This is a genomic window from Amycolatopsis heterodermiae, assembly GCF_034929455.1.
Taxonomy (GTDB): Bacteria; Actinomycetota; Actinomycetes; order Mycobacteriales; family Pseudonocardiaceae; genus Amycolatopsis; species Amycolatopsis heterodermiae.
The window spans coordinates 63,663-77,500 of the sequence record NZ_JAYFSI010000010.1 but is presented as its reverse complement, the minus strand read 5'-3'; the positions used below and the strand labels follow the sequence as shown (position 1 = coordinate 77,500).

Here is a 13,838-nt window from a genome sequence, read left to right as displayed (position 1 = left end):
ACCGCCCGGGAGGCCGTCACGGCGCGGCCGGGGCATACTCGCCCCATGAAGTTCCGCACCACGGTCCTGCTCGGCGGCAAGACGGCGACCGGCCTGCCGGTCCCGGACGACGTCGTCGAGGCACTCGGCTCCGGCAAGAAACCCGCCGTCACGATCACCCTCGGCGGCCACAGCTACCGCACCACGGTCGCGAGCCGCGGCGGGCAGTACCTCGTGCCGCTCAGCGCGGAGAACCGCGAGAAGGCGGGCGTCGCCGCGGGGGACGACGTCGACGTCGAGATCGTCCTCGACACCGCGCCCCGCGAGCTGGAGATCCCGGAGGACCTGGCCGCCGCGCTGGCCGCGGATCCCGAGGCCCGGCAACGGTTCGAAAGCCTTTCCTACAGCCGGAAACAGGGGTTCGTGCTGCCCATCGGGCAGGCGAAGACCGAGGAGACGCGGCAACGGCGGATCGCCAAGGTCGTCACGGACCTGCGCGCCGGGAAGTGATGGACGCCCGCACGGTGCTGCGGGTGCTCGAAACCCTGGCCCCGGCCGAAATCCAGCTCGACCTGCGACACCGCCGGGAGCAGGAACCCGCCGTGCTCGCGGCGCCGGCCACGCTCGGCTCCCGCGACAAGCTCGACCTGCGCCCGGTCCGGTTCCGTGGTCTCTGGCGGGGGCACCGAACTCGACCTGCACCCGCTGGTCTTCGCCGAGGACGGCTCGGCGGTCCAGACCGCTCCCGACGAGACTTTCCCCTACCTCGCCGGGTGTTTCGTCACCGGCCGGATCGACGGCGTCGAGGTGCCGTGCGTTTCCGTGGCCCAGCAGGAGTTCTTCCACCAGGGCTACGCACCGGCGCAACCTTCGGCGTCGAGACGCATTTCTAGTCCACAACGGACGCCCGCAGCGCCGCCTTGTCCGGTTTCCCGGACGGCGCCACCGGCACCGCGTCCACCAGCTCGAACCGCGCCGGCACCGCGGCCTCCCCCAGCTCGGCCGCCACCGCCTTGCGCAGCTCGTCGAAGTCCGGCGAATGTCCTGGCACCGGCAGCACGAACGCCACCGCCGCCTCGCCGGTGTGCGCGTCCGGCACCGCCACGACGTAGGCCTGGTCGACGTCCGGGTGGGCGGCGATCGCCTGCTCGATCGGGCCGGTGTAGTGGATGATCGCGTTGACGATCACGACGTCGCGGGCGCGCCCGGACAGGTGCAGGTACCCGTCGGCGTCGAGGTGCCCGAGGTCCTGGGTGCGGACCCAGCCCTCGCGCAGCACCTCGGCCGTGGTGGTCTCGTCGCGCCAGTAACCCGCCAGCGCCGACGGCGTGCGCACCCAGACCTCGCCTTCCCGCCCCTGGGGCAACGCGGCGCCGTCGGCGTCGCGGACCTCGATCTCGACCGTGTCGCACGCCTTGCCGACCGAGCCGGCCCCCTCGTCGGCCCCGCACACCGTCAGCATCCCGGTCTCGGTCTGCCCGTACGCGTGGTGCATCGCGGGCCCGATCAGCTCGGCCGCCTCGGCGAGCTTGTGCGGCGGCACCGGCGAACCCGCCACGATCAGCGTCCGCAGGTCGCTCAGGTCGACGTCCTCGGCCCGCAGGACGTCCAGCACCTGGTGCAGCCGCGGCACGGTCATCAGCGCCGCGCTCACCCGCAGCCGCGGCAGGATCCACGGGAAGTCCGGGAGCCCGTCCGGGATCACCGCCGTCCCGCCGGAGAGCAGGCAGAGCGCGGTCTGCTCGAGCATCACGGCACTGGAGAGCGTGCCGAACAGCAGGAACCGGCCGAACCCCGCGCCGAGCTTCGCGTGGGCCGAGCCGGGCTCGGGCGCCCGCCACACCCGGCCCTCGGTCAGGGCCCGGTAGTCGAAGGCGACGCCCTTCGGGACGCCGGTGCTGCCGCTGGTGAACACGACGGTCGCGATGTCGCCGGGCCGTCCGGACGGCACCGGCTCCTCGTACACCGAAAGCAGCTCCGGCCCGATCCGCAGGATCAGCGCCCCGGCGACGGTGCCCAGCAGCTCGGGTGACTCGGACGCCTCGTCGACCACCAGCGCGCCGACGTCCTCGACGATGTGCCGCAGTTGCGGCACCGGCAGCCCGGCCCGTACGCAGACGACCCGGCAGCCCAGCACGTGCGCGGCGACGATCGCGGCGAAGCCCTCCGGGGTGACGGCGGTGGCGATCCCGACGCCGTCACCCGGCCCCAGCCCGGCGGCCCGCAGCCCCGCGGTGAACCGGCCGATCAGGTCCTTCACCGACGCGCGGGTGGTCACCTCGCCGCCGCGTTCGAACGCGGCCACCTCCGGCGCGCGGTCCAGTTCGGTGAGCAGCGCCTGCGGGTGGACCATTTCGACCGCCTTCCGTCCGGGGTCCCCCGGTCTACCGGGCGGATCTCAGAATTTCGGCAGAGATCACCCGGTCGCGCAGCCGCACCGACAGCACCGCCGACGCCGTGACCAGCACGGCCAGCGTGGCTGCCGCGGTGAGCGTCCGGAAGTCCGGGTGGACGATCGACTGGCCGCGCTGCGCCTGCCAGGTCAGCAGCACGATCAGCCCCGCGTAGCCGGCGCCGAAGGTCCGGACCAGCCGCCGCCGGACGACGTCCGACGAGAGCTGCGGGTACCGGCGGGCGAGCAGCAGGAGCCCGAACGCGACCAGTGGCAGCACCTGCAGGCCGTGGATGCCGACGAAGTGCGGGATCCGCATGTCGCCGCCGGCCGTGCTCCAGCCGAGCACCGGCAGCCCGGGGCCGCCGTCCTCGACGCCGACCGAGTGCGCGCCGAACGTCGCGGGCTTGCCGCCCGCGTCCCGCACGGCCTGCTGCGCCGGGGTCGGCGAGAACATCAGCATCGCGACGGCCATCCCGGCCAGGGCCAGCCCGGTCCCCCACCGCAGCGCCGAGGCGAGCGCGCGGTCCGGCAGGCGCTGGAACAGCAGCAGGACGACGACGGCCGCCGTCATCAGGAACGCCGCGTAGGCCCCGCCGGCGACGATGTTGTTGATCATGACGTCGGCCGGGGTCGCCTTGTTGAAGTGCAGCGTGCGGTCGCGGAAGATCATCTGGACCACGATCAGGCCGACGTCCACGCCGATCCCGGCCGCGAACACCGTCCCGAACCACCAGCCCGCCCGCCGTCCGCGGCGCAGCAGGGACAACAGCCAGGCCAGCGTCACGGCGTACGCCCCGATCGCCACGGAGAACTTCAGCGGCTTGAGCCAGATGGGCGCGTTGACCAGCGTGCGATCATCTACCAGCAGCCCGAGCAGCGACACCGCGCAGAGCAGCGCCATGGCCCCGGCGAGCACCACCAGCGGGCGGTGCCACGACCGGAGCGTGACCAGCGGATTTCCCTTGTCTGCCATGGTTAACAGCCTGGCCGCGAGGGCGCGCGCGGGCACTGGAGCACGCCCCCGTCCGGAGGTGGGGCCGTCCCTACCGCGCCCCTGTGGGTAATAGTGCCGTCAGTACGACCGGCAGTTGTGCCGTTTGACCACACCCCCCTTCTTTCTAGCGTGACTTTCACACCGCGCGGATCACCGCGCCAGGGGAATTCGCTTCAGGAAGGAGGTGGCCCGTCGATGTCCAGTCCGGGATTCCAGGCAGATTCCGCTGCCATGACGCGCGCCGTCCAGGGTTTCGAGGAAACCGCGACGAACGCCAAGTCCACGATGGCCAGCTTGGAGTCCGAGCTGACCGAGGCCCTGCGCAACTACAAGGGTGACCAGGCCGTGGCGTTCTGGGACCTCCAGCGCCGGCTGCAGGAGAAGATGACCACGGCGGTCAAGGAGCTCGACACCATGTCGCAGCTCGTCCACACCAGCCACGCGAACTACGGCCGCGGCGACGCCGACGTCCACCAGAGCTTCCAGGGGGTCGGCAACACCCTCGAGGGCTCGGGCGTGATCCCCCGCCTCAACCCCTGACCCGAGAGGACGTACCGATGGCCGACGTCGTCGAAATCAACTTCGCCGCGCTGCAGCACAGCTCGGCGTCCCTGGCCGCCAAGGCCAAGGCGCTCACCTCGCAGCTCGAGCAGCTGCACCAGAACCTCCAGCCCATCACCGCCACCTGGTACGCCTCCGGCAGCTCCGCCGGTGACGCGGCGCGCCAGTCGGAGACCCGGCTGCGCCAGGCCACCGCGGACATCGTCGCCATCATCGCGCAGTTCGGCGGCAAGGTCGGCGAGGCCCACGACCTCCAGCAGCAACTGGAGAACCGCAACCAGGGGCTGTTCGCGGGCTGATCCGCGCCCAGACGTCGGTCGGCCGGTGCGGGAAACCCCCCGCTCGCACCGGCCGATCGGCTTTCCCTCATCCCCCCACGTGCGACGAGAGAGCCGGGACCCGATGCACGACCAGTCGTACTACGTCCACCTGGAATCGCTGAAGGACTTCGTGCGGGAGCTGGAGACCCAGATCCAGGCGATGTCCAAACCGAACGACTTCCTGCTCACCCTCGGCGACGAGCCGCTGCTGTTCGGCGAGTTCGGCGAGGCCGGGTCGCTGGCCGACGCCAACCGCGCCGCGGTGTCGGAGATGCAGGGCCTGCTCGACCAGGTCCGCAGCGCGATCGGGTTCGCGCAGGACGTCACGAACACGGTCGCCGACGGCTACGCGAACGCCGACCAGTCGGTGGCCGGCGACCTGCACAGCTCGGGTGCCGTCACCGGCCTGCTGGACCCGGTGCTCGGCCTCCTCGGCCTCGGTGACGGCAACGGGAGCAAGGGATGACCCACCACCACGACACCGCGCACACGAACTTCGCCGCGTACAGCCATCAGCAGCTGTACGCGATGCTGCAGGCCGGCGACCCGAACAGCGCGCGCCACGCCGCCGACAAGTGGAAGTCCGCCGCGCTGCACCTGCACGAGCAGGCCCACAACCTGAACTCCGAGCTCACCGAGTTCAAGGACCAGTGGACCGGTGGCGCCGCCGACCAGTACCAGCACATGATCGTCGACCTCGCGAACGGCATCTCCAAGGTGGCGCAGACCGCCGAGGCGATGAACGTGATGCTCGACGACGCCGCCGACGCGCTGGTCAAGGCCAAGAAGGAGATGCCGCCGCCGGTTTCGGTGCCGGACGTCTCCCCCGCCGACGTCGCGCTCGCAGTGAACCCGCCGCTGCTGCCGCCGGACGCCTCGCCCGCCGTGATGCAGGCCGCCGCGCAGCAGCGCCAGCAGGCGATCTCGAACGTCGAGGCGCAGCAGTCCGCCGCCAACGCCGCGGGCTCCGCGCACGGCAAGGCGATCGCGGTCATGACCACGCTGGCCGGTGAGTACAGCGTCGCCGAGGACTCGATCCCGGCCTCACCCAACGCCGTCCAGACGCCGGTCGCCCCGCCCGCCGGTGGTGGCGCGGGCAGCGCCGGCTCGCCCGGGCTCGTCGGCAACGGCACGACCGACCCCGGCGTCGTCGTCACGCCGACCGACGGGCACCCGCTGCCCGGCGCCGACGGCACCACGCAGCAGCCCGGGACGACCGTGCCGACGTCCAACCCGCTTTTCGGCGACATGTTCACCGCCGGGCTCGCCGCGGCCTCGGCCGCCGCGTTCGGCCGCTTCGGTTCGATCATGCCCAAGGTGCCCGGCTGGGCATCCGGCAAGGACCCGAAGGAGAACAAGGACGAGGCGCCCGGCACGAAGCTGGGCGGCGGCGCCGGCGTCGAGGGCGGCGCCGGTGGCGGCATCCCGATCGGCGGGGGCGACGCGCCCTCGATCGGCGGCGGCATCCCCGGCGGTGGCGGCCTTTCGGCCGGCGGCGGCGCGGACGCCCCGGCGGCGCACTCCGGCCTGGCCGGCGACGGCGGTTCGGGCAACGCGCTCAGCGGGCTCGCGGGCAGCGCGGTCGGGGCCGCCGGTGCGGCGGCCGCCAAGAGCGCGATGCCGATGATGCCCATGATGCCGATGGGCATGGGCGGCGGCGGGGACATGGGGTCCGGCCGCCGGATCCCGGCCTGGCTGGTCGAGACGGAGAACGTCTGGGGCCAGTCCGCCCCGGTCGCGCCGCCGGTGATCGGCGAAGAGCCGGACGTCTACTAGGAAAGAACGGAGGCGACCCGGTGACGGGATCAGCCACGGGTTACCGGGTCGCCCCCGCTCGCCTCGACACGGCGGCGGGAGAGTACGGCACGCGGGCGGAAGCGCTTTCCACGGCGCAGTCCGCCGTCGCGGGCGAGAAGGTGCCGGCCGCGGCCTTCGGGAAGGTCAACGAGGCCGCGGCCGCGGCCAAGACGTTCGAGAAGACGATGACGGAGCTGGGCTCGAAGCTCAGCGACCACGTCGCGCGCGTCAAGAAGCTCCAAAGTGGACTGACCGAGTCGGCGGCCGGCTACCGGCGGGCCGACGCCCAGGTCGCCGCGATGTACCGGGCCCTGATGCCCGAGGATCCCTTGCCCAAGGCCGGAAATCCGGCGGGCATCGGCGGCGCGGCCGACACCGGTGCGTGGGGCCAGGCCATCGCGGCCAACCGCACGAAGGTCTCCGACGCGCTGACCGCCGAGCGCTCGCGGCTCGCTCAGCTCACCGACAAGGACGAGATCGCGCGGTCGCAGGCGCGGATCAAGCTGTACGAGGACATCCTCGCGAACAACCGGCAGATCCTGAAGTTCGACCCGTCGGGCAACGGCCGGATCGCCGAGCTGGTCGGGCACATCGAGCCGGGGACGCGCAACGTCGGGCTGTTCGTGCCCGGCGTCAACACGCAGATGTCGAACTTCGACGCCTACGCCGGCCTCGGGCGCAGCCTGGTGGCCGCGGACCCGACCGGGCGCACCGCGATGGTCGTCTGGGCCGACGGCGTCTTCCCGCAGAACCCGGTGGCCCAGGGGCCGTCCGCGAGCTACGCGCAGGCGATGGCCCCGGACCTCAAGCACTTCACCGACGACCTGCGCGGCGAAATCGCGAGCCACGCCGGTTCCGACGTCACGCTGACGGCGATCGGCCACAGCTACGGCGGCGCGACGGTCGGGCTGGCCGAGACGCAGGGCCTCGACGTCGACCGCGTGCTGCACGTCGAGTCGGCGGGCATGGGCCACGGCGTGTGGTCGCCGTCGGACCTCCCGGCGAGCCAGGCGGGGGTGCAGCGGTTCTCGATGACCGCGCCGCTCGACCCGATCGAGATCGCCCAGGGCAACGCGTGGGGCCTGGAGTGGACCGGCATCGGCCACGGCGCCGACCCGGACACCTTCCCCGGCGTCACCGAGCTGGAGACCGGCCGCGACGCCTCCGGCAACGAGCTGTGGGGCCTCTCGTCGCACAGCGACGTGCTCAAGCCGGGCTCGGAGTCGTGGACGAACATGTACCGCGTCGTCACCGGCGGCCCGACCACGGCCAACGGCACCTTCGACCCGCATGGCATCCTCGAGAACGGCGTCGAGTTCCTCAACGACGGAGGTGTGCTGCGATGACCACCGAACTGGATCGCCTGGCGGGCGAGCTGACCGGCGTGATCGACAGCGTCGCGGCCGTCTTCGGCTCCCCGGCGGACCCCACGGTCAACAGCGAGCTGGACGTCGACCCGACCAACCCCGGCCACCTGCGGTGCTGGCAGTACGGCGTCCGCCTGGAGCAGGCGGGCGAGCCGGAACGCCGCCTCACCGAAGAGGTCCTCCCAACGCTGGAGCAGCACGGCTGGCAGGCCCACGACCGCAGCACGCCCCGCGAGCTGATCGCCCGCTTCAGCCGCGAGGGCGCCGACTTCACGGTCCACGTGGCCCGGGCCGGCCACGCGGTGGCGATCATCGGCTCAACCCGCCCAGTCCCCGCCTGACCCTCGCTCCCCCCGCCGTGTCGTCCCCCCGAGTACGCGAGTCGTCCACCCAGGTACGCGTGTCGTCCATCCGAGTACGCGTGTCGTCTACCTGAGTACGCGTGTCGTCCATCCACGTACGCGTGTCGTCCCTCCAATCACGCGTGATGCCCCTCCAATCACGAGTGATGCTTCCCCAATCACGTGTGATGCCCCTCCAATCACGCGAGATGCCCTCCCAATCACGCGAGATCCCCTTCTGATCACGCGAGTTCCGCCTCCGGTCACGCGAATCACGTCCCCGATCACGCGGGCTCCGCCCCGGATCATGCGAGTTCCGGCCTCCGTGCCGTGAACCGACCCTCTGGCTACGCGACCCGACCGTCCGAGTACGCGAGTCCGCTGTTCCGGTACGCGCGACTCGCGTGATTGAGCGCGTAACTCACGTGATTGGAGGGGCATCACGCGTGATTGGGAGGGCATCACGTGTGTTTGGAGGGACGACACGCGTACCCAGATGGACGACACGGCTTACGGGGTGAAGCGGGAGGGGCGCCAGCCCCGAGCGCGGGCCCGGCGGACCGCGGCCACCGTGACCCCGGCGGCGGCCGCGAGGGCCACGCCGGCCAGGGCGATAGTGCCGGCGGCGACGTCGGAAGCCGGACGCGCGGGGGCCGCCGCCGGGATCACCGCGGGTTCGGGGGCCGGGGCGACGGCCGAGCCCGGCGGGGCGACGTCGGCGGGGAGGGTGGAGGAGACGGCGGCGTAGGCGTCCAGGACTCCCCAGCCCAGACGCGGGTCGTGGGCCCCGGACGGCGGACGGTGCGCGGTCAAGGTGAGCCGGGTGACGACCTGGTCGCCGGTCAGGTTCGGGTGGTACGCGCGGACCAGCGCCGCGACGCCCGCGACGTACGCCGCCGCCAGGCCCGGGTCCGTCACCGGCCAGCGGTGCGCGACCGCGCCGCCCGCCCCGGCCGACGTGCTGACCAGCTCCGCGCCCGGCGCCGCGACGCCGACGTAGTCGCCCGCCTCGGTCTGCACCGGCTCGCCCGCCTGGTTCACCGAGCCGACGCCCAGCGCCCCGGACGTCGCCGTCGGGTACGTCCGCGCGCCCTGCTGGGTCGCCGTCGCCGCCGAAACGACCACCGCGCCCTGAGCACGCGCCCGCGCGACCGCGCCGGACAGCGCCGGGCTGTCGAACGCCGCCGGGACGGCCACGAGGATGACACCCGCGTGCCGGTCGACGGCCGTGTCGATCGCGCCGGCCAGAGCGCCCGGGTCGCCGCCGTCGTTGGACGAGCCGTTCGCCTGCGTGTAGCGGATCGGCAGCAGGTGCGCGCCGGGCGCGACCCCGGCGAACGTCGTGGACGGGTCGGGCTGGGCGCCGACGATGCCGGCCGCGATCGTGCCGCGGCCGTCGCAGTCGGTCGCCTCGGTGCCGCCGCCGCCTTCGAGCTGGCCGGGGGCGAACTGGGTGTTCTGCCCGTCGACGCCGGTGCCGATGACGGCGACCAGCTGCCCCGCACCCCGCGTCAACGGCCAGAGCCGCGCCGGGTCCACCAGCCGCTGCCCCCACGGGACGCCGCCGGTGTAGGTGCCGGACGGGTTCGCGCACTGCGCTTCAGGGGCCGCGAAAGCGACCGTGGGCGACGCGGTCAGCATCAGGCCCGCCACCGCGAGCACCGCCGGAAACCGCACCCCAACCCTCCGAACCCACGACAGAAAAGCCGGTGGCGGAAAGGAACTTCCGCCACCGGCAGTCTAACGGGGAAACACCGTTCAGCGAAGGTCCATGCCGAGATCCAACGCCGGTGACGAGTGGGTCAGCCCGCCCACCGACAGATAGTCCACACCGGACTCGGCGTAGGCCCTACCACGGTCGAGGGTGAGCCCACCAGAGGATTCCAGCCGCGTCTTCGGGGAGACGTCGTCGCGGCGCGCGACCGCCCGGGCGCACTCCTCCGGCGTGAAGTTGTCCAGCAGCACCTCGTCGGCCGCGGCCGCCAACGCTTCTTCCAGCTGCGCCAGCGAGTCGACCTCCACCTCGCACGGCAGTTCCGGCGCGTGCGCCCGGGCCGCCTCGAGCGCGGCGGTGACCGAACCGGCCGCGACGACGTGGTTGTCCTTGATCAGCACCGCGTCACCGAGCCCCATGCGGTGGTTCACCCCGCCACCGCAGCGGACGGCGTACTTCTGCAGCAGCCGCAGCCCCGGCAACGTCTTGCGGGAGTCCCGGATCGCGGCGCCGGTACCGTCCACTTCGGACACCCACGCGGCCGTCGCGGTGGCGACGCCGGACAGGTGGCAAAGCAGGTTCAGCGCCGTGCGCTCGGCGGTGAGCAGCCCGCGGACCGGCCCGCGCAGCACCAGCGCGGGCTCCCCCGCGACCAGCCGGTCACCGTCCTCGCGCCCGGCCAGCACCTCGTAATCGTCGCCCAGCACCATGTCGAACACGGCCAGCGCGACCGGCAGCCCGGCGACCACGCCGTCCACTCGCGGGGTCAGCTCGGCGACGGCGATCGCGTCGGCGGGCACCGTCGACGCGGTCGTCGCGTCGGGCCCGTACCGCAGGTCCTCGCCCAGCGCCGTCGTGACGACCCGCGTCACGTCGTCGACGTCGAGGCCCGAAGCCGCGATCAGGCGCAGGACCGGTTCGGAGATCGGGAACGTCATGCCACGCCCTCCAGGGGGATCGGGTCGGCCAGCACCGGCTGACCGGAGAGGCTGAGCCGGATGTGCTGACTGCGCCGCCAGGTCTCCGACGGCGCGGGGAAGTCGGTGCGCACGTGACAGCCGCGCGACTCGGTGCGCCGGTCGGCCGCGGTGAGCAGCGCCTGCGCGACCACGGTCAGCGCCGCGTCTTCGACGGCCGCGTGCGTCCACAACGGACTGTCCTGTGTCGACAAGTCGAGCACGGAACCGGCGGCCGCCAAGCCGTCCGCGTCCCGGCCGATCGCCGCGTACCGGCTCATCACGCGCTGCAGCGCGTCACGCTCGGCCGTCGGCGCGGTCGTCCACGACGGCAGCCGCCCGCGTGCCGGGTCGGCCAGCAGCCCGGCCGCGAGGTCCGCCGCGACGGCCTCCGCGACCCGCTGCCCGACGACCAGGCCTTCGAGCAAGCTGTTGGACGCCAAGCGGTTCGCCCCGTGCAGGCCGGTCCGCGCCACCTCGCCGGCGGCGTAGAGGCCGGGCACCGACGAGCGTCCGTCCACAGTGGTCACCACGCCACCGCACGAGAAGTGCGCCGCGGGCGTCACCGGGATCGGGTCACGGGCCGGGTCGAGCCCCAGCACCCCGCACGCCGCGAACACCGTCGGGAACCGCTGGGCGAAACCGGCGATCCCGGTGGCGTCGAGGAACACGTGGTCGTCGACCCCGCCCGGCGCCGTCAGCATCCGCCGGGTGATCGCCGCCGAGACGACGTCGCGCGGGGCGAGGTCGCCGAGCGGGTGGACGCCGCGCATCACCGATTGACCGGCGCCGTCGACCAGGGTCGCCCCCTCGCCGCGCACCGCCTCGGTGACCAGCGGGCAGCGACCGCGCGCGCCCGGCGTGTAGAGCACCGTCGGGTGGAACTGGACGAACTCGACGTCGGCCACCGTCGCCCCGGCCCGCAGCGCGAGCGCAAGGCCGTCACCCGTGGCGATCTCCGGATTGGACGTCGCCTGGTAGAGCTGCCCCAGCCCGCCACTGGCCAGCAGGACGGCCGGCGCCCGGACGACCCCCGGCACGCCGTTGCGGTCCAGCACGGTGACGCCGGCGACCCGGCCGCCCGGCGTGCGCAGCGCGTCGACGGCGATGTGGTGCTCCAGCACCGGCACCCGCGCCTGCCCGGCCTGCGCGACCAGGGCACGCTCGACCTCGGCGCCGGTGGCGTCGCCGCCCGCGTGGATCACGCGGAACGCGCTGTGCCCGCCCTCGCGGGTCCGGGCCAGCAGCCCGTCTCCGGACGAGTCGAAGGTTGCCCCGTCCGCCCGGAGCCGGGCGATCGCCGCCGGGCCGCCGTCGAGGATCGAGCGGGCGGCCGCCTCGTCGACCAGCCCGGCGCCCGCGGTGAGGGTGTCCTCCGCGTGCTTCTCGACCGAGTCGTCGAGGTCGTGCTCGTTTTCCAGCACCACGGCGACGCCGCCCTGGGCCCAGCGCGTGTTGCCGTCCGCGACCGCCGCCTTGGTGATCACCAGGACGTGCAGCCCGAGCGCCTGGGCCCGCAGCGCCGCGGTCAGCCCGGCGACGCCGCTGCCGATCACGACCAGGTCGGCGCGCGCTTCCCAGACCGGGGTTTTCGCCTGTGGGTCATTAACCGGCGTGCTCATTCGCCGCCGCCGGGCTGCCCGATCTCGATCATCCGCTGCACCGAAGCGCGGGCGCGAGACGCCGTTTCGAGGTCGACGTGGACCTCGTCGAGACCGTCGCGCAGGCACCGCAGCAGCGCCGCCGGGGTGATCATCTTCATGTACCGGCAGGACGCCCGGTCGTTCACCGCGCGGAAGTCGATGCCCGGCGCGGCCTTGCGCAGCTGGTGGATCATGCCGATCTCGGTGGCCACCAGCACGGTCTTGGCCTTGGTGTCGCGGGCCTCGTGGACCATGTCGCCGGTCGAGAGGATCTTGACCCGCTCCGGCGCCACCGCACCCTCGCCGGCCAGGTAGAGCGCCGACGTCGCGCACCCGCACTCGGGGTGGATGAACAGGTCCGCGTCCGGGTTCGAAGCCGCGCGCTCGGCCAGCTCCGCACCGTTGATCCCGGCGTGGACGTGGCACTCCCCGGCCCAGATGTGGATGTTGTCCCGGCCGGTGACGCGCTTGACGTGCGCGCCGAGGAACTGGTCCGGCAGGAAGAGAACCTCCTGGTCAGCGGGGATGGAGGCAACGACGTCGACCGCGTTCGAAGACGTGCAGCAGATGTCGGTTTCGGCCTTCACCTCGGCCGTGGTGTTGACGTAGGAGACGACGACGGCGCCCGGGTGCTCGGCCTTCCAGGCCCGCAGCTCGGTGCCGGTGATCGAGTCGGCGAGCGAGCAGCCGGCCCGCGCGTCGGGGATCAGGACGGTCTTCTCCGGGGCCAGGATCTTCGCGGTCTCGGCCATGAAGTGCACACCGCAGAAGACGATGGTGGACGCGTCGCTGCTGGCCGCGATGCGGCTGAGCGCGAGCGAGTCGCCGGTGTGGTCGGCGATGTCCTGGATCTCCGGGACCTGGTAGTTGTGCGCGAGCAGGACCGCGTCGCGCTGCTTCGCCAGGCGCCGCACCTCCTCCGCCCAGGCCGCGTTCGCCTCGACGCCGCCGAACGGCGTGAGACCTTCCGGAACCAACGTGGTGGTCATCTGGCCCTCCTGGACCTGTCTCCGGTTTTCGCCTTATAATCGAAAACCGTGCGAAGTCATCTTAACACCCAGACCCCCTTGGCCCACGAGGTTTTGGGAGCGGTCCTTCAAGTGCGCTCGGACACACTCCGGGTCCTGCTGTGGCGGCGCGCGCTCGACCCGCACCTCGGCCGCTGGTCCCTGCCGGGCGGGCGGCTGCGTCCCGACGAGGACGTCGAGACGTCGATCCGGCGCCAGCTGAAGGAGAAAGTGGACGTCCGCCAGCTGAAACACGTCGAGCAGCTCGCGGTGTTCAGCGACCCGCGCCGCGTCCCCGGCCCGCGCGTGGTGGCGACCGCGTTCCTCGGCCTGGTCCCCTCCGACGTCGATCCGGAGGTGCCCGAGGACACCGAGTGGCACGACGTCGCGAAGCTGCCGCGAACGGCGTTCGACCACGAGTCGATCGTGCTGCGAGCCCGCGACCGGCTGCGCTCGAAGCTCTGTTACACGAACCTCGGGTTCGCACTGGCTCCCGAGGAGTTCACGGTGTCGGCGCTGCGCGGGCTGTACTCGGCCGCGCTGGGCTACAAGGTGTCCGCGACGAACCTCCAGCGCGTGCTCTCCCGGCGTGGATTGCTGGTCCCGACCGGCCACACCGCGCCGCCGGGACGTGCGGGCGGACGTCCCGCGGCGCTGTTCTCCTTCGCCGGCAAAGGCATGCAGATCACCGATCCGTTCGCGGTGTTCAAGCCGCCGAACCGGTGACCATCCTGCGGGAGGACCGTTCTCCCCTTACCGTGGGA

At 72.7% G+C, this 13,838-nt stretch carries 14 protein-coding genes and 1 pseudogene; 9 read left to right on the top strand and 6 right to left on the bottom strand.

The genetic code is table 11. The features are described 5' to 3' along the window. Positions 1-45: 45 nt before the first annotated feature. Together VA596_RS34460 and VA596_RS50740 are read left to right on the top strand one after the other, a co-directional pair. Positions 46-489: a YdeI/OmpD-associated family protein gene (locus VA596_RS34460; protein ID WP_323332642.1), complete on the top strand. Its 444-nt coding sequence runs from the start codon at positions 46-48 to the stop codon at positions 487-489. A 156-nt stretch (positions 490-645) separates the two neighbouring features. Further along, positions 646-834, top strand: a pseudogene (locus tag VA596_RS50740) (nucleotidyltransferase domain-containing protein); the annotation flags it as partial. A gap of 34 nt (positions 835-868) precedes the next feature. Here VA596_RS50740 and VA596_RS34455 read toward each other — a convergent pair. Together VA596_RS34455 and VA596_RS34450 are read right to left on the bottom strand one after the other, a co-directional pair. After that, on the bottom strand, positions 869-2,332 hold the full coding sequence (locus VA596_RS34455) for a class I adenylate-forming enzyme family protein (RefSeq protein ID WP_323332640.1): 1,464 nt from the start codon (positions 2,330-2,332) through the stop codon (positions 869-871). Between the two features lie 31 nt (positions 2,333-2,363). Further along, on the bottom strand, positions 2,364-3,347 hold the full coding sequence (locus VA596_RS34450) for a hypothetical protein (RefSeq protein WP_323332638.1): 984 nt from the start codon (positions 3,345-3,347) through the stop codon (positions 2,364-2,366). Between the two features lie 216 nt (positions 3,348-3,563). On the opposite strand from VA596_RS34450, the gene VA596_RS34445 reads away from it, so the two are divergent. The 6 genes from VA596_RS34445 (at position 3,564) to VA596_RS34420 (ending at position 7,754) form a co-directional block, all read left to right on the top strand. Then, positions 3,564-3,908, top strand: coding sequence for a WXG100 family type VII secretion target (locus VA596_RS34445; protein WP_323332635.1), 345 nt, complete (start codon positions 3,564-3,566; stop codon positions 3,906-3,908). A gap of 17 nt (positions 3,909-3,925) precedes the next feature. Further along, positions 3,926-4,228, top strand: coding sequence for a hypothetical protein (locus tag VA596_RS34440; protein ID WP_072480751.1), 303 nt, complete (start codon positions 3,926-3,928; stop codon positions 4,226-4,228). Positions 4,229-4,331: 103 nt separating this feature from the next. Next, on the top strand, positions 4,332-4,715 hold the full coding sequence (locus tag VA596_RS34435; protein ID WP_323332633.1) for a hypothetical protein: 384 nt from the start codon (positions 4,332-4,334) through the stop codon (positions 4,713-4,715). Then, positions 4,712-6,025 (top strand): WXG100 family type VII secretion target, encoded by a 1,314-nt coding sequence (locus VA596_RS34430; RefSeq protein ID WP_323332632.1) that lies wholly within the window; start codon positions 4,712-4,714, stop codon positions 6,023-6,025. The genes VA596_RS34435 and VA596_RS34430 overlap by 4 nt, the downstream gene beginning before the upstream one ends. Positions 6,026-6,045: 20 nt before the next feature. Further along, complete coding sequence (locus VA596_RS34425; protein ID WP_323332630.1) at positions 6,046-7,392, top strand: alpha/beta hydrolase; 1,347 nt, start codon at positions 6,046-6,048, stop codon at positions 7,390-7,392. After that, positions 7,389-7,754 (top strand): hypothetical protein, encoded by a 366-nt coding sequence (locus VA596_RS34420; protein WP_323332628.1) that lies wholly within the window; start codon positions 7,389-7,391, stop codon positions 7,752-7,754. The genes VA596_RS34425 and VA596_RS34420 overlap by 4 nt, the downstream gene beginning before the upstream one ends. Positions 7,755-8,264: 510 nt before the next feature. Here the strand turns inward: VA596_RS34420 and VA596_RS34415 are convergent. The 4 genes from VA596_RS34415 to nadA form a co-directional block, all read right to left on the bottom strand. Continuing rightward, a complete protein-coding gene (locus tag VA596_RS34415; protein WP_458364026.1) occupies positions 8,265-9,431 on the bottom strand; it encodes a S8 family serine peptidase in 1,167 nt (388 codons plus the stop codon). Between the two features lie 81 nt (positions 9,432-9,512). Next, the gene (nadC, locus tag VA596_RS34410; protein ID WP_323332626.1) at positions 9,513-10,406 is read right to left on the bottom strand and encodes a carboxylating nicotinate-nucleotide diphosphorylase; all 894 of its coding nucleotides are present in this window, start codon (positions 10,404-10,406) and stop codon (positions 9,513-9,515) included. Beyond that, positions 10,403-12,046 (bottom strand): L-aspartate oxidase, encoded by a 1,644-nt coding sequence (locus VA596_RS34405; protein ID WP_323332624.1) that lies wholly within the window; start codon positions 12,044-12,046, stop codon positions 10,403-10,405. The genes nadC and VA596_RS34405 overlap by 4 nt, the downstream gene beginning before the upstream one ends. Next, complete coding sequence (gene nadA / locus VA596_RS34400) at positions 12,043-13,056, bottom strand: quinolinate synthase NadA (RefSeq protein WP_323332622.1); 1,014 nt, start codon at positions 13,054-13,056, stop codon at positions 12,043-12,045. Before nadA ends, VA596_RS34405 begins: the two co-directional genes overlap by 4 nt. 111 nt (positions 13,057-13,167) lie before the next feature. Between nadA and VA596_RS34395 the strand changes: the two genes are divergently transcribed. Further along, positions 13,168-13,800: an NUDIX hydrolase gene (locus VA596_RS34395; protein ID WP_323332620.1), complete on the top strand. Its 633-nt coding sequence runs from the start codon at positions 13,168-13,170 to the stop codon at positions 13,798-13,800. Positions 13,801-13,838: the final 38 nt, after the last annotated feature.

Excerpts from the sequence above, each read along its gene's own strand:
- VA596_RS34405 (WP_323332624.1), bottom strand. The coding sequence starts at position 12,046 with ATGAGCACGCCGGTTAATGACCCACAGGCGAAAACCCCGGTCTGGGAA.
- VA596_RS34450 (WP_323332638.1), bottom strand. The coding sequence starts at position 3,347 with ATGGCAGACAAGGGAAATCCGCTGGTCACGCTCCGGTCGTGGCACCGC.
- VA596_RS34445 (WP_323332635.1), top strand. The coding sequence starts at position 3,564 with ATGTCCAGTCCGGGATTCCAGGCAGATTCCGCTGCCATGACGCGCGCC.
- VA596_RS34455 (WP_323332640.1), bottom strand. The coding sequence starts at position 2,332 with ATGGTCCACCCGCAGGCGCTGCTCACCGAACTGGACCGCGCGCCGGAG.
- VA596_RS34420 (WP_323332628.1), top strand. The coding sequence starts at position 7,389 with ATGACCACCGAACTGGATCGCCTGGCGGGCGAGCTGACCGGCGTGATC.
- VA596_RS34460 (WP_323332642.1), top strand. The coding sequence starts at position 46 with ATGAAGTTCCGCACCACGGTCCTGCTCGGCGGCAAGACGGCGACCGGC.
- nadA (WP_323332622.1), bottom strand. The coding sequence starts at position 13,056 with ATGACCACCACGTTGGTTCCGGAAGGTCTCACGCCGTTCGGCGGCGTC.
- VA596_RS34430 (WP_323332632.1), top strand. The coding sequence starts at position 4,712 with ATGACCCACCACCACGACACCGCGCACACGAACTTCGCCGCGTACAGC.
- VA596_RS34435 (WP_323332633.1), top strand. The coding sequence starts at position 4,332 with ATGCACGACCAGTCGTACTACGTCCACCTGGAATCGCTGAAGGACTTC.
- nadC (WP_323332626.1), bottom strand. The coding sequence starts at position 10,406 with ATGACGTTCCCGATCTCCGAACCGGTCCTGCGCCTGATCGCGGCTTCG.
- VA596_RS34440 (WP_072480751.1), top strand. The coding sequence starts at position 3,926 with ATGGCCGACGTCGTCGAAATCAACTTCGCCGCGCTGCAGCACAGCTCG.